Source organism: Bradyrhizobium sp. 192, assembly GCF_023100965.1.
GTDB classification, from domain to species: domain Bacteria; phylum Pseudomonadota; class Alphaproteobacteria; order Rhizobiales; family Xanthobacteraceae; genus Bradyrhizobium; species Bradyrhizobium symbiodeficiens.
Genome location: NZ_CP064690.1, coordinates 6,203,429 through 6,224,086, shown reverse-complemented (window position 1 = coordinate 6,224,086; position 20,658 = coordinate 6,203,429). Strand labels below are relative to the sequence as shown.

Genomic DNA, 20,658 nt, shown 5'->3' with positions numbered 1-20,658 from the left:
TGGAGACCCGCGATCCCCCCGCTAAGATTGCCCCGCGAAGGGGAGCAGCGATGGACGATCTCATCATCATAGGCGGCGGCGAGCACGCCTTCATGGTCTGCGAGACGGCGCTGTTGTCCGGCCAGTTCAAGGTCGTCGGCTTCCTCGATCGCCAGCCCGGAACGCTCGGTGACATCAGCTATCTCGGAACCGACGACGCGGCGTCAGAGTATCCGAATGCCGCCTTCGTGATGGGAATCGGATCGATGCAGGCGGGGCCCGCACGCCGGCAGATGATCGGCCGAATACAGGTCAAGCGCTGGGCGTCCGTGGTTCATCCGCGTGCGATCGTCTCGCCGTCGGCCACGATCGGCGCTGGCACCGTCATCATGCCGGGCGCAATCGTCAACGCGCGAAGCCGGGTCGGCGATCACTGCATCGTCAATTCAGCTGTCGTCGTCGAGCATGACGTGCGGATCGGCGATTGCACGCATCTGTCGCCTGGAACCGTGATCGGCGGCGGCGCGAAGATCGGCGAGAACTGCTTCGTCGGTCTCGGCAGCCGGGTCAGGGACCACATCGTGATCGGCAACGACACGCTGGTCGCAATGGGATCGGTGGTCACGGCTCCATGCCCGGCAGGTGCCGTCCTTCGCGGCGTTCCGGCAAAGCCGCAAGGCTAAAGCGGATCGTCAGGCTCGAGCGCGCGGGGCGCGGCCGTTCCGACCAGCGACCAATAGTCGATCGGCGGCCGGCCGGTGCCCGGTCGCTTGGCGGTGATGTCGGCGGGGCCGATGGTCTCGCCGGCCTCGAGCGCGCGCGCCGCAACGATGCTCTTGCGCGCCACAGGGACATTCCTGATCTCGGAGTCCTTCGGCGCCTTCACGCCGTCGCCAAGCGCGCGTTCGACGTTGCGGATGGCGACGACCATGCGCTTGAAATCGTCAGGCTCCAGCGAGGCCGCGTGGTCGGGGCCTTGCGCCTTGCGATCGAGCGTCAGGTGCTTTTCGATGATCGTCGCGCCGAGCGCGACGGCGGCCACCGAAACCTCGAAACCGTCGGTGTGATCGGAATAGCCGACCGGAAGCTGGAACGCGGATCGCATCGTCGCCATTGCAGCGAGGTTCACGTCGCCTACGGGGCAGGGATATTCAGTCGTGCAATGGAGCAGGCTGACGTGCTGTGCGAGCGCCGTGCGCGCTGCCGGATCGCGCCACGCCGCGCGGAAGGCGGCAATGCCGGGTGTCCCGCAGGATGGGCCGTAGCCATGGGCGAGCACGCCCAGCGCCTCCTCGATCTCGCCGAGCGTTGCCATGCCAGTCGACAGGATCAGCGTCGCGCCGGCCCTCGCCGCCGCATGAAGCAGCGGCGCGTTGGTGAGGTCGCCAGATCCGATCTTGATGCGCGGCAGCTTCAGTGACAGCAGGAAGGCGAGCGAAGCGTCGTCGAACGGCGTCGACAGGAATTCGATGCCGCGTTCTCTGGCACGTTCGATCAGCGTGTGATGCGCAGCCTGCGGCAACTCCAGCCGTTTCAGCATGGCGAGCTGACTTTCATCAGCGGCCGTCGTGCGCTGCTGATAGTCCGCCTTCTTCGCAGCGTTGCCGGCCAATGCCTTCGCGTTGAAGGTCTGGAATTTGACGATGTCGGCGCCAGCGTCGGCGGCCGCCTCGACGAGGGCCAATGCCTTGTCCAGGCTTCCGTCGTGATTGACGCCGGCTTCCGCGATGATCAGCGTGTGCGTGGTCATGCCTGCGCCCCACCTGGAGGAAGCTCGTAAAAGCCCTTGACCAGAAGCGGCCTGAAATCCGGGATGCCGGCGATGATCTCGGCAAATCGTCGGCTGGATTCGCCGTCGCCGTAGGGGTTGACGGCGGCTTGACGGCCGCGCGCGAGCCCCGCCGCAATGGCGGTGGCAATGGCCCCGCGCTCGGGCGCAGCGTGAAACACCGAGGCCGCACGCTCGCGTCCCTTCTGGCGGTCGCCGATATCGACCGTGGGAACGCCGAAGGAGGGCGCTTCGAGCAGGCCGCTCGAGGAGTTGCCGATCACCAAATCCACCTGGCTCATCAGGCTGAGATAGCGAAGCTGCCCGAGCGAGGCGACCGCGATCGTGTTCGGCCGGCTGGCCGCGAAAGCCTCGATTCCTGCGTTCAAGGCGCGGCCCTCGGCGTCGGCATTCGCAAGGGTGAACACGAAACGAAAGGCGGGATCGAGCGTCGACAGGGCCGCGAATAATTCATCCAGCTCAGCCGCCGAGCGTCCGGCTTCGACCGTGACGGGGTGAAAAGTGATGAGCGCATTGCGTTCGCCGAGCGGCATCCCGATCGCACCGCCGATGTCGTCGCGATTCATCAGATCGAGATGCTTGATGGCGTCGATGCCGACCGAGCCGATGGTGTGAATGCGGGACGGATGCTCGCCAAGCTGCATCAATCGTCGCGTCGAGCCTTGATTGCTGGTGAAATGCAGGTGCGACATCTTGCTGATGGCGTGGCGGGTCGATTCGTCGACCGCGCCCTCGGTGACGTCACCGCCGAACAGATGCGCCATCGGCAGCCGCATGAACATGGCGGCCTGTGCAGCTGCAAACATCTCGAAACGGTCGCCGAGCACGACGACGAGATCCGGTTGTAGGCGTGTGAAGGTATCGGCAAAGCCGATGACACCAAGGCCGACGGATTTTGCGACTCCGGCGCCGGTGTCGCTGCTCAGCAGCGTCTCGACGCGCGCGTCGACCTCGAATCCCTCGTCGCGGATCGCGTTGAAGGTGTAGCCGAACTCCGGCGCGAAATGCATGCCGGTGGCGACGAGTTGTAGTGTCAGTGCGGGCGTTGCCCGGATCGCGCGCATCGGCCAGACCAGCAGCCCGAAATCGGCGCGGCTGCCGGTGACGAAGCAGATCTTGCGCGCACCATTATTCATCGCGGGACCTGATGCTGGCGCTGCTGGGCAGGTTGATCAGCCTGCGTTCGATGGCTTCGGCGGTGGAAAGACGGCCGCGAGGGCTTTGTGCGAACATCGGCAGCCTGTGCATCAAGGTCCAGGCCGGACGCGCGCCGAAGCCGGCGTCGTTGAGCGCGGCGAGGACGTCGTCGCGGCGGCCGGCATTTTCCTCGTCGAGCAGGATCGCATTCAGCCAGTAATTGCTCGTGGTGTCCTTCGGCTCGTGCGAAAAAAGGACGCCGGGCACATCCGCAAAGGCGCGCTGATAGGCTGCGGCCAATTTGCGCTTGTTCGCCAGGAAGCCGTCGAGCTGCTCGAGTTGGGCGCAGCCGAGTGCCGCGTTCAAGTTCGGCAGGCGGTAGTTGAAGCCGATCTCGTCGTGGACGAAGGCCCATTTATGCGGCAGCTTTGCCGTCGTCGTCAGGTGCTTGGCGCGGCGGCCAAGCTCCTCGTCATTGGTCAGGATGGCGCCGCCGCCGCCGGTGGTGACGATCTTGTTGCCGTTGAAGCTGAGTGCTGCAAGGCGTGCCCGCGATCCGACCGGGTGGCCCTTGTAGGTTGATCCGAGCGATTCCGCGGCGTCTTCGACCAGCGCGATGTTCCAATCCTTCGCAAGTGCTGCGATCTCGTCGAGCTCGACGGGATGCCCGAACGTGTGCATCGGGGTGATCGCTGCGATGCGGCGGCCGGTCTCGCAGTTGATGGTGCCGGTCGCGGTCTTTTGTGCGATTGCATCGAGGCGCGTCGCGAGCGCGCGCGCGTCCATGCCGAGTGTTTCGAGTGAGCTGTCGACGAAATGAGGGGTCGCGCCGCAATAGGCGATTGCGTTCGTCGTCGCGATGAAGGTCAGTGCCGGCGAAATGACCTCGTCGCCGGGCTCGACTCCGGCGAGGATGAAGCAGGCATGCAGCGCGGCCGTGCCATTGACGACGGCAACCGCGCGCCTGGCGCCGGTGACCTCTTCGAGCATGCGCTCGAACCGATCGACGAAGGGACCGACTGAGGAAACGAAGGTGCTCTTGATGCACTCTTCGAGATAGGCGATCTCGTTGCCGGCGAACACCGGCTCGTGCAGGCCGAGGATGCCGTTCGGCGTTCCCACTGCACGCCGCACGGCATCGACGATCGTCTTTTGGTCGAAGCCTGACCTCGTCAAGTGACTGTCCACCATCGGCTCAGACATTGTACACGTCCGCCTTGTAGCGGCGGAGGTTTGCAGGATTGGTGAACCAGTTCACCGTCTTGACCATGCCGCGGCGCATGCCCTCGATGCCGCCGAATTCCGGCCTCCAGCCGAGCTGCTGGCGTGCCTTGGAATTGTCGGCCCAAAGCCGCTCGACCTCGCTATTGGCGGGGCGCAGCCGCGCCTCGTCGGTCTCGATTTCGATCGCCGTTCCCATGACGTCCGCGATCATCTGCGCGGTCGCGCCGACCGAAATCTCGAACCCGCTGCCGAGATTGATGGTCTGGCCGACGACTTGCTCCGCAGGTGCGGTGAGGCCCGCGATCAGGCCACGCGCGGTGTCGGTGACGAACGAGAAATCGCGCGTCGGGCTGACGGCGCCGAGGCGGATCTTGCGCTTGCCGGTCGCGACCTGGCTGATGATCGTCGGGATCACCGCCCGCGCCGATTGCCGCGGGCCAAAGGTGTTGAAGGGGCGGATCACCACGACGGGCATGTCGAACGAAGCCTGGAATGACAGCGCCATCTGGTCGGAGGCGATTTTTGAGGCCGAGTAGGGGGACTGCCCGACCAGCGGATGGCTCTCCTTGATCGGAACCGTCTGCGCCGTGCCGTAGACCTCGCTGGTCGAGGTCTGAACGAAGCGCCGCACCCCGGCCATGCGCGCGGCCTGGAGCACGTTCACGGTGCCGCGCACATTGGTCTCGACATAGGAATCGGGCGCGACATAGGAGAAGGGGATGGCGATCAGCGCCGCCAGATGCAGCACGTCGGTGCAGCCGCTCGCGGCCGCGATCATGAAATGGGGGTCGCGGATGTCGCCAGCCACCACCTCCACCGACGTCATGATCTCGGCCGGTATCGTGTCGAGCCAGCCCCAGGAGTTGAAGGAGTTGTAATAGACGACCGCCTTGACCCGTGCGCCGGCCCTGACCAGCTCCTCGACGACATGCGAGCCGATGAAGCCGTCGCTGCCGGTGACGAGGACGCGGGCATCCTTCAGATCTTCCATGTCGGACCCCAACGCGATTAGCTCAGTCATCGCAATAGGATGGCGCTATAGCATACTGGCGGTTGCGTGCAACAGAGCACCGCTCGGCTTTCGCCAAATGCCCGGGGATGCAGCACTTTTGGGCGCGACTCTAGGCGTCTCCGGCCGGGACAAGGCGTTGCTTCACGAACGTCTCCAGATTTCCGCCCTTGAACAAATGGCCAGCAAGGCCCGCGGCCTCCGCCGCTTCCATGTCGCTTTCCTTGTCCCCGATCACCATGCTGCGTGTCATGTCGACGGGGAAGCGCATGACGAGATCGGTGATCATGCCCGGCGCCGGCTTGCGGCGGTCGCTGATGCGGCAATAACGCGCGACGGTTCCGTCGGGGTGATCAGGGCAATATTCGAATGCATCGATATGCGCGCCGATCAACGCCATCTGGTCCGCCATCCAGCGGTGCAGCGAGACCACGTGATGCTCCTCGTAATAGCCGCGTGCGACGCCGGATTGATTGGTGATGACGAAGGCAAAATAGCCGGCATCGTTGACGGCTTTCACGGCCTCGCGTGCCCCCTCGATCCATTCGAGCTTGTGCATCTCGAACGTGTATCCGGAATCGTGGTTGAGCACCCCGTCGCGATCGAAGAAAACGGCCGGCCGCCGCAGCTGCCAGCGCAATTCGCGATCGGCGCGCGCGAAGTCATCGGGAATGCCGATGTCGATGAAGTAACCGCGATAGGCCGTGCCACGCAGCGCGCCGGACCTGGCAAGGCCGGGGAATATCTCCTGCTCGAGCGAAGCGGGAAGCGTCGCGATGTCGTCGAGAACGGATTTGTCGATGACGTAGATGCCGGCATTGACCGGGCCCGTAGCGCCCGCACCCGGGGCGATGAAATCGCGCACCATGTCACCATCGAGCACGACGCGCCCGTAGCGATCTCCGACGACGCCGTCACGCAGCGCCATGTGCACGCGCCCGTCATGCGCGCGGGCGATCAGGTCGAGCAGGTTGAAGTCGAACATGGAATCGCCATTGAGCAGCAGAAAGCGATCGTGCAGCAGATCGCGCGCATGAACGAGCGCGCCGGCGGTGCCGAGCGGCTCGGTCTCGCGCGACACGACGATTCGCGTCCGCCCCCGGACGGCCGCGGCGTAGTGTGTCTCGACGATCTCCGCTTTGTGGCCCGCGAGCAGGAGAATTTCATCGAACACGCCATAGCGCACCAGCTCGTCGATCAGTGTATCGAGAAACGGCCGTCCGCCGACGTCGAGCATCGGCTTTGGAACCTGCTTCGTGCGCTCACCCAACCGGGTACCCAGCCCACCGACGAGGATCGCGGCCTGTCTCAGCATGAGGTGCCCTTCTCACTGGATGGTTGGCGGGCCGTTGCGCCAATCTGCGACCGTGCGAGGATCAATGTCCGGTCCACTTCATATCAGCGCGAGCAGGGAATGCGAACGACGGCAGCCTGCCTGTTGGCAAACAGAACTGGAAACGGGCCGGCGCGCAACGCATCGATGATCGCAGGCTCGATCGACTCGGTGGGCGGAAAATAGCTGAGGCGCTGGTTGGCCGCGAGATGTGTCCAGGCGATCGTGCGGGGCGTGATGATCGCGACGAGGTGCCAGGCATCTTCCCCAGTTCCCAGAATGTTCTGGATCGTGGACTTGGCTTCCTCACCCGTAAGTTCCGGGCCCACCCAGGCGCCTGGGGAAGGCGGTTGCCCCGTTTCCGGAAGCGGTGCCGTTACGGTGCGGACAGATCGCATCATTCCGCCCAAAGCATCGGCCCGTCCCATCTGAAAGAATGTCTCCGAATTGATTGCACCAACCAGAGGCGCGATCAGGCTGCAAGTGTCTTCAAGCCGCTGACGTCCTTCGGTCGGCTGCAGCATCGTGCGCACCATCGATTTTGTCCGCTTCGCGACCGCATCGTTCACAGTGTCCAGATTGGAGAACAGATAGGCGGCCGGCGCGCCCGTGACCGCCTGGACGATGCCCATCGTATACGGGTCCGAAAGAATGATTCCCTTTCGCAGATTGTCGCGGAGCCAGCGAGCGACCTCGAGATCCTCGGCGTTGTAGTGTGAAACGACTGCCGTGCGGTCGGGAAGCGCGCCGTAACTGTAGCTCCTGACAATGCCGGAGAGGCCAATCCTGTCGACCGCCACGCCCAATCCCACGACCCCCACCAGACCATAAATGTAGACCCGCCTCGACCGGGCCAGGGTCGATAGCGCGAGTATCGCGAGCAGCACGATGCCTGCGATTTCCGTCGGTCGCAGGAACGCCTGGTAGCGGGCAAAAGGCAGGTCGGTCCGCCAGGCAAACGCGTAAACCACTACCACGAGGACGGTTGCGAGCAGTGTAACGGTTGCGGCAACCAGGACCCGTCGATATCGGGAAGGGCTGAAATCGACCAGCAACTGGCAAAAAGTCTCAACGGCCGTGATCGTGAACAGCGACATTATGATCGTGCTGATACGATACAGGAAAGGGAACCCAGAGAGTACGGCGAGCATCAGGCCGCAGCCGGCAATCCAGGACCACACGAGTGTCACGAAGCCTTTGCTTTGAAGTCCGATCGCCCCTGAGGGGCCACGGAAGACAGGCCGGGTCATCGACCACCACGCAACGCCCAGTGTGATGCAGATGGTGAAAAGCGGCCCCATCGCCCGGCCAACCTCAATCGTGGCGACCTGTGGTCCGGAGCCCAGGAACAGCTCTTCGCCGCCCTCGATCCGTCTGCCCAGGATCAGGCCCGTAATCGAGGAGAACGTGTCGTTGCCGCTCATCGGCGGAAAGTAGCCGAAGCGCATTCCCGCAACGCAGACGACAATTCCGGCAATGATCAGGGGTAGTGTGAAGGACAAAAATCGCAGGGCCGCGATGCTGACGGACGGCCAGGCGGAGATCATCCGCACGATGGCAAGATACAGAAGCCAACTGGCCAGGACGGTTGGAACGAACAGGAAGGAACCGCGATGTGCAAGCAGCAGCGTTGCCGGCCAGACGCAACCAAGAAAGAGAAGCCCTGCATATTTTCCGGTGTTGCTCAGGATCCTGACCCCGAGTAGCCCGGCGATGAGCAACGTAAGCACGAGCGTGTTGTTGTTGAATGCGAACGCGAGCAGAAGCGTCGCGCCGGCGGTAACCGCAAGCAGCAAGACGGATCGCGTCGACAGATCGTTTGCGTTCCGCTTCGAATTGCTCATCAATACGCCGAGAAAAACGACACTGCTGACGACCGCCAGGCTGCCGTTTGTCATCAAGACGACGGCGTTGCCGGTCGCGGCGAAGAAGAAGGCAATCCATTTTCGCGGAGACGTGGAATAGATGCCCTGCACGAAGGCATAGGACGCCAACAGGAAGAACAGGATCGAGAAGAAGCGATAGGTCCAGCTGAATATCAGAAGATCCAGGCCCAGCGTTCCAGCGAGGGAGCCTGCGAGTGCGGACCGAAGGTCGACGTAGGATTGGGCCGCGTAGGGATTGATGACGCCGCTGTCGGCGTACTCTTGCGCGGTCTTCATCCAGTGAACATCGGCGCCGATGTCCCCGTAGGGAAAGCTGGAAAATGCGCCGAAGGACCACCACCATGTCAGGAGCGCAATCGGCAGCGCCAGGAGGCACCAAGCGGCCGCGTCGCGTGTCTCGCCGGTGCTCGGGCGCCAGTTCGGCCATGACCAAGCAAGGCCGAAGCCGGAGACGGCAAGCATCGCGGCGAACTGAAGCCAGATGTCGTCTACGAATAGCGAGAGTAGTCCGAGCAGGATGCCGGTTGTCGAGGCGCCAACCGTGAATCCGAGAACGACGAACTGAGCCTTCGTCAGCCGGCATACCTCGATGAATTTCGTCGACGCAATGGTCAGGATCGAAAATCCGGTGCCGAGCTGTATCAGGAAGAACAGGAGCGTCAGGACAAATGTGGTCGTCCACATCGGGATATCTCTACAATGGGCTTCGGCCAAGCAACCGGGAGATGGCGATGTTCAGTGTCCTATCGATAGGTCGGCCGGACGGCCGACGATCAGCGAGCCGAGTGTAAACAGATCCTCTTCGGAGAAGTCTCTGAAGCATGGTGCCAGTCGTTCGAGGATGTGCTGCTCCGGCGGCCGGCGGTCGGGCCGGTCGCTGAGCAGTTGAAACCCTGCCTCCCTGAACAGCTGCAGATATTCGCTGTGGCGCAGACGATTGACGTATTGGAAGCGCGACTGGAAAGGCGCCCAATCCTCCTCGGAATATGTCAGGAAGTTGAATGAACTGATGGACGGATCGAAGCCTTTGAAATGGTCGCCATAGTCGATTTGCATGAGGACCAGTCCGTCGGGACGCATGATGCGTCGCAGCTCCTTCAAGATTGCCGCGATGTCGCGCTTGGGAATGTGCTCGAGCGTTTCGACGGAGACGGCGCAGTCGATCGAGGCGGCGGGCAGGCCGGTCGTCCGGGCATCGGCCGGTGCGCGATAGTCGATCCTCCACGTAGGTTCGAGGTCCTCCAGGGAATTTATCTCGGGGTGATCGGTGCTGCTCAGTCGAGAAACGATGGCGGCGTTGGAGCGGATCAACTCCAGCTTGGCCAGGCGCTCGATGTCGACGGTGACGAAGCGTCGGGCCCCGTGGGCGCTGAAAGCCAGCGGAACGATCAGATCGCGTCCGGCGCCGAATTCGAAGCAAGTCGAATCCCGCAGCGGCCGCAAGCTGTACTTCTCGTGAACGGCCAGCAGCCGCTGCGCGAGGGTGTAGATGGATCTGACCTGCTTTTCGGGGCGCGGCAGCCGGCGTGTGACGTAGCGCTGCAGCGCGTAGTGCAGGTCTCCGCCCCGGGGGATATTCGAAAGCACCGAGAACGCCCGCGCTTTTGTTTGCCAGCGCACGTCAGCGTTTCCCCGGCGGAATGGACGCCGTGATTGGAGTGATGCTGAGGAGCAGTCGCTGAAGCACGGTGTGGATCCAGGAAATGGCCGATGTTCCGGCCTGTTTTCAGGCGGGTACCAGGTCACGTAGCCGGATTCGGTCATACGGGAGCCGCAGCGGCAATGCAAGGATCCCAGGGGCAGGCAGGATCGCGGGTATCCGTACCGAAGCGGAGCATCATCTTGTCTGGTTGCCACGCATTGTCCGGCTGCCACGTGGCCGCAGAGACTGGGGCTATCGAGCATGACCACGATGCTCGCACCGTCTCTTTGGGGCCGCTCGACGCGACCCCGTTCCCGGTTGATTCTGCTGTCGGCTCAGCGTAAACAAGCCCTGAAATCGCGTCGAGGTTTGAGCAAGCGGGCAAGAACATCGCGTCTGATTTGTCCAAAGCCGCCGGCCGGTTCGGCCTGTGCCGATCCATCGCTCTCCCGCCGAGTCTTGTCGAATGCCCGGTGAATTGCTGATTGGCGAGGCGGTCGCGAGGGGCTATCCGCCCGCCGTGCTCTACCTGCGCAACGACGAGACCGTCACGACGGAAGTCTGCGCGTTCAACTACTTCTCGGTTTTCATGAAGGATCATCCGGAGGTAGATGCTCATGTCTGGCTCTTCGATGGAGCGGGCAAGCCGGCTGGATATTTCCACAGGGAACTCGGCGTCAACGGACAAATGCAATTGCAGACGTCGGAGCTGTGTCCGCGCGTTTCGGGAACGGTCGCGATGGCGCTGGTCCCGAAGCACGAGACCAAGCTTCGTCCCGGACGGAAGGTGACAACCGGCTATTACGCACAATATTTCTCGCAGCACGGTGCGATAACGTTGTCTCACGAACGCGAACCGGTCGCGGCAGCGCCGTTCCCGACCTCCGCCTGGATGCAGTCCTATCTCACGCGATTCCTGAAGGAGTCCGGCGTGGTGCTGGTGAACTCCTGCATGGCGTCCGAAGGCGTCTCGGTCGGGACGGCGCGGCTCATGGCCCTCGACGGCACCGCATTAGGCCAGCGTGAAATACCGGAGATCGCGCCGATGGGCGCCGTCCGGATCAGCACGCTGGACCTTTTCCCCGAGGCTGAACGGCTGGTCGGCGCGGCCGAAGGTTTCGCCCTGGAATTCAAGGGCACCAACATCGCCAGTCCGTTCAGTTATTACGAATTTGCCAACGGCAAGTTCAGCCTGCATCATTTTTAGAGGCGCGTCCGTGACACGTTTCTCGTCCAGCCCCTGGAAGCCCTACGAGCCAAGATTCATGTTCCCGACTTTCGCGGGCGTCGAGTCGCGCATGGGCTTTTCGATTCCTGTCTGGTATCGTCCGGTCGACATCAGGTATCTCCGCAGCCTCGTCGCAGGCAGCCTGCGCAAGAATTTTCGCGAAACGGTCAAGGATCTCGTTCCCGAGCTCGCCAGCCTGGTCGCTTCGGGCTTCAGCAAGAAGCTCAGGTTCAAACTGCACATCCTGTCGCGTGACGGCGAGTACCGGGCGACCTACGAGCTTCCGGAAGACTACGCGCCGGGCGCCTCCGTCGAGATCGAGCTGTCGCGGCTTTTCGCCTCGCTCAAGCTGCCGCAGCACGATTACCTGGTCATCGCCGTAATGTCGCGCGGACGCATGGACGGCTTCCGTTCATCGCCTGCCAGCTATTCGATGACCTATGTCGATCAGGATAACGTCGCGATCTACCGCACCGGCGCGTTTGCCCGGCCCTTGAACGAGGGCAGGCTCAAGGCGCATGTCGGGTTCACCGGGATCAATCCGAAGATCATTGCGACCAGCGACATCGTCAGCAGCGTGATGCTGATCAATCACTCCTCCGATCCCGAATATGCTCATGCGGCGCGACCGACGTCGAAGCTGATCCGCGAGGACGGCGAGCAGATCGAGGGCGATTTCGGCGAGATTCCGCCGCTCGGTGCGCGAGAGGTATCGGTCGTCGACATGTTCGGCAGTCGCGTGTTCGACTTCCTCAAGCCGTTCGGCGGTCGCGGGACTACGGTTACCACTTGCACTGGAATGACGCTCGCGAGCCTGCACTTGCAGCGCACCAACGACAATCGGCGGACGTTGCTGGGTATCGAGCATTCGCGGCCTGCGCACATGAACCTCGCCGGCATTCTCCAGCATTGATCAAGGAAATTGATTGTCGGAGCACGGGGCAATGCTGTCATGGTCCGGCGGTCTTGGCCGCTTGCTGAAGTTTGACGATCAGATGAAGACTCCATCCCTCGGCCTGGTGCTGGGGTTTTGGGTGATTTCCAACGTTCTGGTCATCGCCTGGTACTGGGTCAACATCTCCGATAGATACCTCCCCGGTTTGCTGCGATATGCCGGAATAGGTTTCTACGTGGTCGTTGCCGTCGTTCCGCTGCTGGTCTTGTACAAGGTCAGACGCAGTTTCTTCAATCCAGTCACGCTGGGGCTGCTGGTGAGCTGCTGCCTCGCACTGTCCATCACCGCGCACGAAGCCAACCTGCTGCGCGAGCAGATGCAGTTCAGCCTCGACCACGAGAGAGAGTTTGCCCACATGGATGCTGTCGAAGGCGTCATGCGGCCGTTGCTCGCCAAGATCACCGAGGCCTATGTGCAGCTATTCGGCGACGATCACACGCGTGGGGGCTCGACGTACCACACCCACATCATTGCGAACTATTTATTCGATTCCCTGTCGTTTCTTGCAGTATTCGCGCTGGCGACGTTGCTTCTTTCACCGACTGCATCGTGGCTCTGCTTGCTGACCTTTGCATTCTACACGCAGACCGCGATGTATCCGGGACGCATGGGCCCCGTCTTCATCGCGGGCGGATTGTTCTGGCAGCTTTTTCTGCTGACGTCGCGGCGATATCCAGCCGCGATCATTTCGGGGCTGATCATCAGCTTCGGTCGGACCGACGTCGTGTTCGCGTCAGCGTTCTCGCTGCTGGCCCTCGCAGCTTTCGAGCGGCGATGGCCTACACTGAAAGAATGGGTCGTGTTCGGGTTGCTGATCGGCATCTCGCTGGCCGTGCCGAAGATGCTGATCTGGATGCATCCTGGAACGGATTACCGATCATTCCTGGTCACCAATGGCGACTTCAGCAAGCTGGTCGGCAATCTTCAAGCCATGAAGCTCGTGGTGGCGATCGCCAGTCCTGTGCTCGCGATCGCGATCGTGAGGACGGTTGCCTTGACCCGGACGATCGCCGTGGTCGGTTCGGCTTGCTTGGTCCATGTGGGGCTCGTCTTTTTCATAGCGGATTTCTCCGAGACGCGGCTCATCATACCCGGGCTGGCGGGGCTCGTGTTCGTCGCCAGCGAAGGACTTGGTAAATTGCTGGAAGGCAAGAGCGAGGCGCAACCCGGTAGCGGCTGAAGCTGGTGCTGCCTTCCACGGCTGAAGGCGCGGCGAGCGCGGTCTCGCCGTCCTCCTGTCGGCTTTGCGTGGCTACCAGACGCTCCGCCCGCCATCCATGACGAGATTCTGCCCGGTCATGTAGCTCGATGCGTCCGAGCAGAGGAACTGCACTGCCGCGCGGTATTCGTCGACGTCGGCCATGCGGCCCATCGGGATCAGGCGCGTCAGTCGTTCGACGAAGGCGGGGTCCTGGTTGTTGAAGACGCCACCGGGGGAGATCGCGTTGACGCGGACGCCGTGATCGGCCCAGTAGGTCGCCAGATACTTCGTCAGCCCGATCAAACCGTGCTTGATCACGGAGTAGGTCACGGGCTTCACCGGCTGTTCCTCCTCGCGCGTCACCTGTGGCCGGCGGTAGAGCCGCTGGTCCGGCGCGATCACGCCGAGATCCGAGGCGATGTTGAGGATCACGCCGCGACCGCGTTTGGCCATCTCGCCGCCGAACACCTGCGCGCACAACATCGCGCCGGTCAGACCGACGGCGATTTCGGTCTGCCATTGCGGCAACGGAAACGCCTCGAAGCGCGAGGAGTGCATCACGCCGGGCGCGGACGTCACCTTCGGATCGATCGCGGCGTTGTTGACGAGGATGTCGACGATGATGCTGCGGCTTGCAAGCTGCTCATTGGCTGCCCGCACCGAGTCGAGCGAGGTGACGTTGATCTCAAGCGCGATCAGATCGGCTGAAGGCGTGATCTGCTTCAGCGCCGCGACGGCGGCTTCGGCCTGCGCCAGTCCGATGTCGGTGACGACCACGCGCGCGCCAGCTTCGCTGAGCGCTGCGACGTGCTGCTTGCCCAGCAGGCCGCCGGCGCCGGTGACGAGCGCGGTCCGGCCGGTGAGGTCGTAGCGGGAGGAGGGGTCTGCCATCGAAGGCTCCTGTTCAGCTTCTGAGCTGGCCGCCGTCCGCGACCATCACGCTGCCGGTGATGAATGCTGCGCGGGGTGAAACGAGAAAGGCGACGAGGTCGGCGATCTCTTCCGGCTTGCCCAGGCGGCGCAGCGCCACGTCGCGTACGAGCATTTCTTCGACCGCGGCACTGTTTTCCGCAAGCTTGCGCGCCCAGGTGCCGTCCGCCGACAGGATGTTGCCCGGCGCAACCGCATTGATGCGAATGCCTTCGAGCGCCAGAGGCCGCGCCAGGCCACGCACGGTCGCATTCAGCGCGGCCTTCGCCGCATGGTAAGTGACGGGCGCGCCAAGCGCCGCCATGCCTGCGATCGAGGAGATGCAGGCGATGGCCCGGTCGCCGCTGCCGCGCGCCATCAGCGGCCGGGCAGCCTCGATCATGTTGGTCGCGGCAAACAGATTGAGGTCCATCACCCGCGACCACTCGACCGCGGTCTCCTTGCCCGGCGGCACGGAGGCGCCGCTGCCGACATTGCAGACGAGGATGTCGAGCCGGCCCCATTGCGTCTCGACGCCCTCGACCAGCGCCTTCGCAGCGGCGGGGTCAGTGACGTCGGCGACGTGGACGGAGGAGATGCCCCCGACGGTCGCGCGCGCGGCGTCGAGCGCCGCGGCACCACGCGCGGCGAGCGCGACCTTGGCGCCTTCTGCGGCGAGCGTCGTCGCGATCGCAAGCCCGATCCCGCGGCTGGCGCCGGTGACGAGAGCGACACGATCGTTCAGCTCGAGCTTCATCGCGCGGCGTCCTCGATCCAGCGAACCGTCATGTCGCGATATCTCGCCAGCGCGCCGGCGTGGTCGCCATCAGCTGCGCGTGCGGTCTGCAGGATGTATTGGCCCCTGTAGCCGGAGCGCTCGATCAGACGGATCGTCTTGGCGAGGTCCGCGTTTCCGGTGCCGAGCGGCACAGTGGTGCCGCCGCGGATACGGTCCTTCACGTGCACGTTGAGAATGCGCGGCGCGTAGGCGGCGATCTCCTCTTCGCTGTCATAGCCGAGCGAGGCACTGTTGCCGCTGTCATAGTTGATGCCGAACACGTCCGGCGGAAACGCCTCCATGAACCGGGCGAGATCGCGCGGCGGCAGATCGGATTCGAAGACGATCTTGACGTTTCTTCTTGTCAGCTGCCCGGAGCGTGCGAGCAGCACGCGTTTCAACGTATCGCTCTCTCTCTCGTGCTCGATCTTGCCGTTGTCGACCAGCGGGATCACGACGAACTCGATGCCGACGCTGCTGCAGGCGGCGATCAGGAGATCGAGGTCGGCGACGAGCGCGTCGCGCACGACGGCGTCGACCTTCCAGAACGGCGCCTGCATGAAGCAGTCACCGGTCAGGCTCGGGATGCGCACGCCGTTCTCTTGCGACAGCGCCAGAATCTCCTGCTGCCCCGGCTCGGTCGTCAATGGGTTCTCACGCAGCCGTTCCTGGTCGATGGTCCATTCCATCCGCGTCAGACCGAGTTCTTTCGCGCGTGGAAATTCGTCCCGCCACTCGTCCCAGGGGAAGGCCTGGATCTTGCCGTCAACCAGCGTCGACAGCCGTCCCTGCATGAAGCCGATGCGTTCGAGCGTTGTGGTCACGATTTGCTATCCGAACTGATGGCGAGGCCCTTGGCGATCCAGCCGCCGTCGACGAAGAGCTCCTGACCGGTCACATAGGCGGAGGCTTCCGAGGTCAGGAAAACGGCGGCGCCCACCATGTCGGCGGGCTGTCCCCAGCGGCCGAGCATGGTGTGCCGGCGTCTCTCTTCGTGCATGACAGGATCGGCAAAACTCTTTGCGGTCATCTCGGTCGCCACATAACCCGGTGCAAGCGCGTTGACCCGGATGCCGTCGGCGGCATAGTCGGCGGCGAGCGCGCGCGTCAGCCCGGCAAGTCCGGCCTTCGCCGCCACGTAGCCCGGATTGCCGGGAAAGCCGCGGATCGAATTGATGCTGGTGACGTTGACGATCGCAGCCGAGCCCGCCTTCTTCAAGAGCGGATAGGCGGCGACGATGGTGGCGTAGACGCCGGTGAGGTCGGTCGCGAGCGTGGCGCGGAAGCGCGCGAGCTCGCTCTCGGTGCTCTGTGGGGGAAGGCTGATGCCGGCGGCGTTGACCAGTGCGTCGATACGGCCGCCTTGCGCCGCGATCGTGCGGAACGCGTTTTCAATCGCCTTGTCGTCGGAGAGATCGCACGCAATCGCGGTCACGCCCTGCGGCGCGGTCCCGGAACGGCTGAGGCCGAACACTGTCGCTCCCGCATCCTGGAGGCCGGTCGCGATGGCAGCGCCGATGCCGCGCGAAGCGCCGGTCACCACCGCGATCTTGTGCTTGAGCGAGAAGGCGCTGAGATCAGGCATAGCCATAACTGCGCATGATGGCGGCACAAAGCTTGACGTCCTCGGGGCGGTCGATCTGGAACATCTTGTGACGTTCCATCACGTGGAAGCCGATCTTGCCGCCGAGGCGGTTGTTCTGCTCGCGCAGCAGGGATGGGATCAGGACGTAGAACGAGCCGTTCTCCAAATAGCGCTTCTCGATCTGCTGCCGCATGCGGCGGTTGCGATAGTCGTAGTTGATCGGCTCCGGTCCGTTCGCGCCGATCCGCCAGTTGAAATAATCCTCGACCTCGCAGACCGAGAGCAGGCTGTCGAGATGGTCGCGATCGAAGGTCGCAAGCGCGTTCTCTATGTCGCCGGGTTCGCGGATCGGCGATGTCGCCTGGAGCGCGACGATGCGCTCGAACCGTCCCATCCGCGCGTCGATCGCATCGAGCGCATTCAGCCAGGCGGATTCGGAGGAGGCGAGGTCGCCGGAAATGTCGTCGGGACGCCGCACCCCGACCGCGCCGGCGGCTTCGGCCGCGGCGAGGATCTGGTCGCTGTCGGAAGACACGGCGACCACGTCGACGCCCCGCGCCGCGCGTGCCTGTTCCACCGTCCAGGCGATCAGCGGCTTGCCGCAGAGATCGAGAAGGTTCTTGTGCGGGATGCCCTTCGAGCCGCCGCGTGCGGCGATCACGGCCAGCGTCTTGCGCGCCATCAGATGTGTCCCTCGAGACGCTCGAACGCGGTCCAGAAGCCTTCGCCCATGTTCTTGTGGCCCTGCCAGATCTCGGGAATGAACGAGGCCGTCGGCGCGTGCTTGCGCAGAACCTTTCCGATCTCGTCGAAGTCGATCTCGCCTTCGCCGATCTGAAGACCCTCACCGTCGAGCCCCTTGGCGTCGCCAAAATGCAGATGCGCGGTGTGCGGACCGAGTTGGGCGAGGCCTAGCGCGAAGTCGAAGCCGAAATGATTGGCGGCGAGTTTCGTGTGCGAGATGTCGACGCACATGCGCAGATCATGCCTGGCGCAGAACGCGGCGGATTCGTCCGGGAAGATGAAGATGTTCTGGTGGCGCTGGCCACCGAAATGCCAGGGGAACGGCGCCATGGTCTGCGGCGTCAACTCGACGCCCTCCATGTCGAGCTCGGTCAGGCTCTGTGCGAAGATGCGATAGCGCTCGGCCTTCGCCTCCGGCGGCAGCGGCTCGTCCATGGTGAAGCCGCCGATATTGGCGACGATGGGCGGACGCTTGGTCTTGGGGAAGTACTTCTTGAGGCCGCGGGTGATGTCGATCACCGCCTGGGTCTGCTCCAGCGAATAGCGCCGCAGCGCCTCGTCGGGCGTTGCCAGATCCATCAGCTTGGAGCCGGCAAACAGCTCGGGCGCATGCACGACGAAGCCGAGATCATAGCTGCCGGACAGATAGGCCGCGGGATCGCGCTCCATGTCGCTGTAGCTGAGATGGAATTCGATGATGTCGGGCTGGCAGATCTCCAGGAAGCGCTCGGCGTCGTGATAGCGCACGGGCACGCCCCATGGGCGGTCGAAGCGATAGCGCCGTGCTTTTGCGGCGCCTTCATCGAGGTCGCTCTGGAAGAAATAGTCGTCGGCCGCCATCGTCCGTGTCAGCTTGCGGCCGAGCAGCGCCGGCATCTTCAGCGGCGACAGGCCCTGTCCCGGGCTCTTCACCGCGATGTCGGCTTCGGAGATCACGGTGCCGGACGAAAGGTCGCGCGCGGCCACCAGGCTCTTGGCGAGGTTTTCGCGGTTGATCAGTTCGCCCTGGCTCAGCGCGCGCTCGGCCAGCTTCTTGCCGCGCGCGACTTCCACCTCGCGGATGCCCGAGACGAGAGCCTTGAATTCCTCCGGCTCCAGGCTTGCAGCATGGTCCGGACCTTCCATCTCGCGGTCGAGGGTGATGTGGCGTTCGATCACGACGGCGCCGAGCGCCACCGCGGCGGTCGAGACGGCAATGCCGCGCTCGTGGCCCGAATAGCCGACGACCGGATGGATCTCGCGCAACGTTTCCATGAAGCGCAGATGGATGTTGTGGAGCGCGGCCGGATAGGTGCTCTGGCAATGCAGCAGCACGTAGCTCGCGTTGCGCTCGTCGAGGAATTTCGCCGCGGCCTTGATCTCGTCCGTCGTGCTCATGCCGGTGGAGACGATCAGCGTCTTGCCGGTGGCGGCGAGGCGCGCGAGCAGCGGCAGGTTGGTGAGGTCGGCCGAGGCAACCTTGTAGGCCTCCACGCCGAAACCTTCGAGCACGGCGACGCTGGTGGCGTCCCAGGGCGTGCAGAGATACTGGATGCCCTTGGCTGCACAATATTCGGCGATCTTCTTCTGCTGCGCCGTCGGAAGCTCGAAGCGGCGCAACAGATCGAGCGTGTATTCGACCGCGAGGTCGTCGTCCTTTCCGGACAGGCTCGAGGCGCGATAGACCTCGTCGAGCTTGCGCATCTGGAATTTGGCGCAGTCGGCCCCAGCGGCAACCGCGGCATCGACCAGCGCAATGGCGCGATCGAAGTCGCCATTGTGGTTGTTGCCGATCTCGGCAATGACGTAGCAGGGCTCGCCGTCGCCGAGGAGGCGGTTGCCGATGCGGACTGAAGCGGTCTGTTTTGGCGATGTCATCAACATTCTCGTCTCACTGCGTCAGGCAAATCGCGCGGGAAAACGCGACTTCCACGTTCGCAGCCCGTTCTCTTCGAACATGATGCGCGAACAGCTGTGCCCCTGCTGTTCCAGTGCGGCGATGAGCTGGTAGCGCTCGAACGGACGCACGAAGAACAGGAAGTAGCCGCCGCCACCTGCGCCCAGCAGCTTGCCGCCGACCGCGCCGTGCTGTTTGGCAAAATCGTAGATCGCATCGATCGCGTCCGACGAGATCTTCGAGCTCAGCTTCCGCTTGGCGTGCCAGGCCTCGTCGATCAGCCGGCCGCATTCCAGGAGCTGTCCGCGCAGGAGATGCCGCCTTATGTCGCGCGTCACTTCCTTCTGCTTGGCGGCTGCGGCGACGGCATCGCTGGTCTCGTGCTGTGCCTTCTGGTCGCGGTGGATGGCGCCGGAATCGCGACCCGAGCCGGTGTAGCAGAGCACCAGGCTCTCCTCGAGCTCGGCGATGATGTTGGGGTCGAGGCGAAGCGGCACGATGGTGTTCTGGTCGGAGAAGAACTCCATGTGGTTGAAGCCGCCGAACACGGTGGCGTACTGGTCCTGCCAGCCGCCGGGGATGTTGAGCATCAGCCGCTCGGCCTGGAACGCCATCTCCGCGATCTCGTGGCGGTCCCACTGGTCGCCGCGGAATTCGTTGAAGCAGCCGATGATGGCGGATGTGACCACCGCCGAGCCGCCGAGGCCCGAGCCGACCGGGAAATCGGCGGAGACCTCGAGCTCGAACCCGTAAGTCGGCTTGATCAGGCGCACGACGGACTTGATCAGGGCTAGGTCCCCGTCCGTTCCAAGCTCCGCGAGATTGTCGGCCTCGATCGTGCTGCGGAAATCGTGCGAATAGATCCGGATGCTGGAATCGCTCCGGCGCCGCAGCGTCGCGTGAGCGTACATCTTGATCGTGGCGTTGATGACCGCGCCGCCGTCATTCTCGACGAAATAGTGCGTCAGGTCGGTGCCGCCGCCGGAGAAGCTGATCCGCACCGGCGAGCGGGCGCGCGCGAACACCTCGCTCTCTTCGGACAGGTTGAACAGCTCGCGGCTGAACACGTCGACCAGCCGTCCTTCGCCATCGAGGATAGGCACCACGTGCACGCGCTGATCCAGCAATTTGAGGATCTGCTCGCGCGGACCGCCGGCCCTGGCCGAGACGAAGTTGCGATTGATGCAGGTCGCAACCCGGTCCTGGATCGTGGTCCCGGCGAGCATGCGCCTGCGGATGTCGCCGTCGGTCACTGCGCCGACGATTCGTCCGCTCGCGTCCTGTGCGAACAGGATGCCGAGCATGTTCGCATTCAGGCGCCGGAAGGCTTCCTCAATGGTCTCGGTCTCGGCGATGGTGACGAGGGTACGTTCAAGCACGTTT

The 20,658-nt window shown here is 63.6% G+C and carries 18 protein-coding genes; 4 read left to right on the top strand and 14 right to left on the bottom strand.

Annotation, left to right across the window (positions count from 1 at the left end; translation table 11 throughout):
* Nucleotides 1-50: 50 nt before the first annotated feature.
* Nucleotides 51-662, top strand: coding sequence for an acetyltransferase (locus tag IVB24_RS29150; RefSeq protein WP_247769926.1), 612 nt, complete (start codon nt 51-53; stop codon nt 660-662).
* On the opposite strand, the gene neuB is transcribed toward IVB24_RS29150, so the two are convergent.
* From neuB to IVB24_RS29115, 7 genes are all read right to left on the bottom strand, one after another.
* The gene (gene neuB, locus IVB24_RS29145; protein ID WP_247769925.1) at nt 659-1,729 is read right to left on the bottom strand and encodes an N-acetylneuraminate synthase; all 1,071 of its coding nucleotides are present in this window, start codon (nt 1,727-1,729) and stop codon (nt 659-661) included. The genes IVB24_RS29150 and neuB overlap by 4 nt on opposite strands.
* Nucleotides 1,726-2,904 (bottom strand): UDP-N-acetylglucosamine 2-epimerase, encoded by a 1,179-nt coding sequence (neuC, locus tag IVB24_RS29140; protein WP_247769923.1) that lies wholly within the window; start codon nt 2,902-2,904, stop codon nt 1,726-1,728. The genes neuB and neuC overlap by 4 nt, the downstream gene beginning before the upstream one ends.
* A complete protein-coding gene (locus IVB24_RS29135) occupies nt 2,897-4,108 on the bottom strand; it encodes a LegC family aminotransferase (RefSeq protein WP_247769922.1) in 1,212 nt (403 codons plus the stop codon). The genes neuC and IVB24_RS29135 overlap by 8 nt, the downstream gene beginning before the upstream one ends.
* Entirely contained in the window at nt 4,101-5,120 is a 1,020-nt protein-coding gene (locus tag IVB24_RS29130) for an NAD-dependent 4,6-dehydratase LegB (RefSeq protein ID WP_247769918.1), read from the bottom strand. Before IVB24_RS29130 ends, IVB24_RS29135 begins: the two co-directional genes overlap by 8 nt.
* Nucleotides 5,121-5,250: 130 nt before the next feature.
* Nucleotides 5,251-6,453, bottom strand: a complete 1,203-nt coding sequence (locus IVB24_RS29125) for an HAD-IIIA family hydrolase (protein WP_247769914.1) — start codon at nt 6,451-6,453, stop codon at nt 5,251-5,253.
* 83 nt (nt 6,454-6,536) lie between these two features.
* The gene (locus tag IVB24_RS29120) at nt 6,537-9,041 is read right to left on the bottom strand and encodes a hypothetical protein (RefSeq protein ID WP_247769913.1); all 2,505 of its coding nucleotides are present in this window, start codon (nt 9,039-9,041) and stop codon (nt 6,537-6,539) included.
* 51 nt (nt 9,042-9,092) lie between these two features.
* A complete protein-coding gene (locus IVB24_RS29115; RefSeq protein ID WP_247769912.1) occupies nt 9,093-9,977 on the bottom strand; it encodes a class I SAM-dependent methyltransferase in 885 nt (294 codons plus the stop codon).
* Nucleotides 9,978-10,465: 488 nt separating this feature from the next.
* On the opposite strand from IVB24_RS29115, the gene IVB24_RS29110 reads away from it, so the two are divergent.
* From IVB24_RS29110 to IVB24_RS29100, 3 genes are read left to right on the top strand one after another with little or no spacing between them, the layout of a single operon-like run.
* Nucleotides 10,466-11,206 carry a hypothetical protein gene (locus IVB24_RS29110; RefSeq protein ID WP_247769910.1) on the top strand — a complete coding sequence of 247 codons (741 nt, stop codon included), beginning with the start codon at nt 10,466-10,468 and terminating at the stop codon, nt 11,204-11,206.
* 58 nt (nt 11,207-11,264) lie between these two features.
* Complete coding sequence (locus IVB24_RS29105; protein ID WP_247769908.1) at nt 11,265-12,140, top strand: hypothetical protein; 876 nt, start codon at nt 11,265-11,267, stop codon at nt 12,138-12,140.
* 31 nt (nt 12,141-12,171) lie between these two features.
* Nucleotides 12,172-13,362 (top strand): hypothetical protein, encoded by a 1,191-nt coding sequence (locus tag IVB24_RS29100; protein ID WP_247769907.1) that lies wholly within the window; start codon nt 12,172-12,174, stop codon nt 13,360-13,362.
* Nucleotides 13,363-13,434: 72 nt separating this feature from the next.
* On the opposite strand, the gene IVB24_RS29095 is transcribed toward IVB24_RS29100, so the two are convergent.
* The 7 genes from IVB24_RS29095 to IVB24_RS29065 are packed head-to-tail and all read right to left on the bottom strand — an operon-like array spanning nt 13,435 to nt 20,654.
* Complete coding sequence (locus tag IVB24_RS29095; RefSeq protein WP_247769905.1) at nt 13,435-14,274, bottom strand: SDR family oxidoreductase; 840 nt, start codon at nt 14,272-14,274, stop codon at nt 13,435-13,437.
* 13 nt (nt 14,275-14,287) lie between these two features.
* A complete protein-coding gene (locus IVB24_RS29090; protein ID WP_247769904.1) occupies nt 14,288-15,049 on the bottom strand; it encodes an SDR family oxidoreductase in 762 nt (253 codons plus the stop codon).
* Nucleotides 15,046-15,894 (bottom strand): sugar phosphate isomerase/epimerase family protein, encoded by an 849-nt coding sequence (locus IVB24_RS29085; RefSeq protein WP_247769903.1) that lies wholly within the window; start codon nt 15,892-15,894, stop codon nt 15,046-15,048. Before IVB24_RS29085 ends, IVB24_RS29090 begins: the two co-directional genes overlap by 4 nt.
* The gene (locus tag IVB24_RS29080) at nt 15,891-16,655 is read right to left on the bottom strand and encodes an SDR family oxidoreductase (protein WP_162406659.1); all 765 of its coding nucleotides are present in this window, start codon (nt 16,653-16,655) and stop codon (nt 15,891-15,893) included. Before IVB24_RS29080 ends, IVB24_RS29085 begins: the two co-directional genes overlap by 4 nt.
* Complete coding sequence (locus IVB24_RS29075) at nt 16,648-17,337, bottom strand: acylneuraminate cytidylyltransferase family protein (protein WP_094972451.1); 690 nt, start codon at nt 17,335-17,337, stop codon at nt 16,648-16,650. The genes IVB24_RS29080 and IVB24_RS29075 overlap by 8 nt, the downstream gene beginning before the upstream one ends.
* Entirely contained in the window at nt 17,337-19,256 is a 1,920-nt protein-coding gene (locus tag IVB24_RS29070) for an N-acetylneuraminate synthase family protein (RefSeq protein WP_247769901.1), read from the bottom strand. The genes IVB24_RS29075 and IVB24_RS29070 overlap by 1 nt, the downstream gene beginning before the upstream one ends.
* A 21-nt stretch (nt 19,257-19,277) precedes the next feature.
* A complete protein-coding gene (locus IVB24_RS29065) occupies nt 19,278-20,654 on the bottom strand; it encodes a CBS domain-containing protein (RefSeq protein ID WP_094972449.1) in 1,377 nt (458 codons plus the stop codon).
* Nucleotides 20,655-20,658: the final 4 nt, after the last annotated feature.

Coding starts and splice junctions, on each gene's coding strand:
- IVB24_RS29130 (WP_247769918.1), bottom strand. CDS start 5,120: ATGGAAGATCTGAAGGATGCCCGCGTCCTCGTCACCGGCAGCGACGGC.
- IVB24_RS29125 (WP_247769914.1), bottom strand. CDS start 6,453: ATGCTGAGACAGGCCGCGATCCTCGTCGGTGGGCTGGGTACCCGGTTG.
- IVB24_RS29135 (WP_247769922.1), bottom strand. CDS start 4,108: ATGTCTGAGCCGATGGTGGACAGTCACTTGACGAGGTCAGGCTTCGAC.
- IVB24_RS29080 (WP_162406659.1), bottom strand. CDS start 16,655: ATGCCTGATCTCAGCGCCTTCTCGCTCAAGCACAAGATCGCGGTGGTG.
- IVB24_RS29090 (WP_247769904.1), bottom strand. CDS start 15,049: ATGAAGCTCGAGCTGAACGATCGTGTCGCTCTCGTCACCGGCGCCAGC.
- IVB24_RS29075 (WP_094972451.1), bottom strand. CDS start 17,337: ATGGCGCGCAAGACGCTGGCCGTGATCGCCGCACGCGGCGGCTCGAAG.
- IVB24_RS29100 (WP_247769907.1), top strand. CDS start 12,172: ATGCTGTCATGGTCCGGCGGTCTTGGCCGCTTGCTGAAGTTTGACGAT.
- IVB24_RS29070 (WP_247769901.1), bottom strand. CDS start 19,256: ATGACATCGCCAAAACAGACCGCTTCAGTCCGCATCGGCAACCGCCTC.
- neuB (WP_247769925.1), bottom strand. CDS start 1,729: ATGACCACGCACACGCTGATCATCGCGGAAGCCGGCGTCAATCACGAC.
- IVB24_RS29110 (WP_247769910.1), top strand. CDS start 10,466: ATGCCCGGTGAATTGCTGATTGGCGAGGCGGTCGCGAGGGGCTATCCG.
- IVB24_RS29095 (WP_247769905.1), bottom strand. CDS start 14,274: ATGGCAGACCCCTCCTCCCGCTACGACCTCACCGGCCGGACCGCGCTC.
- IVB24_RS29120 (WP_247769913.1), bottom strand. CDS start 9,041: ATGTGGACGACCACATTTGTCCTGACGCTCCTGTTCTTCCTGATACAG.
- neuC (WP_247769923.1), bottom strand. CDS start 2,904: ATGAATAATGGTGCGCGCAAGATCTGCTTCGTCACCGGCAGCCGCGCC.
- IVB24_RS29150 (WP_247769926.1), top strand. CDS start 51: ATGGACGATCTCATCATCATAGGCGGCGGCGAGCACGCCTTCATGGTC.
- IVB24_RS29105 (WP_247769908.1), top strand. CDS start 11,265: ATGTTCCCGACTTTCGCGGGCGTCGAGTCGCGCATGGGCTTTTCGATT.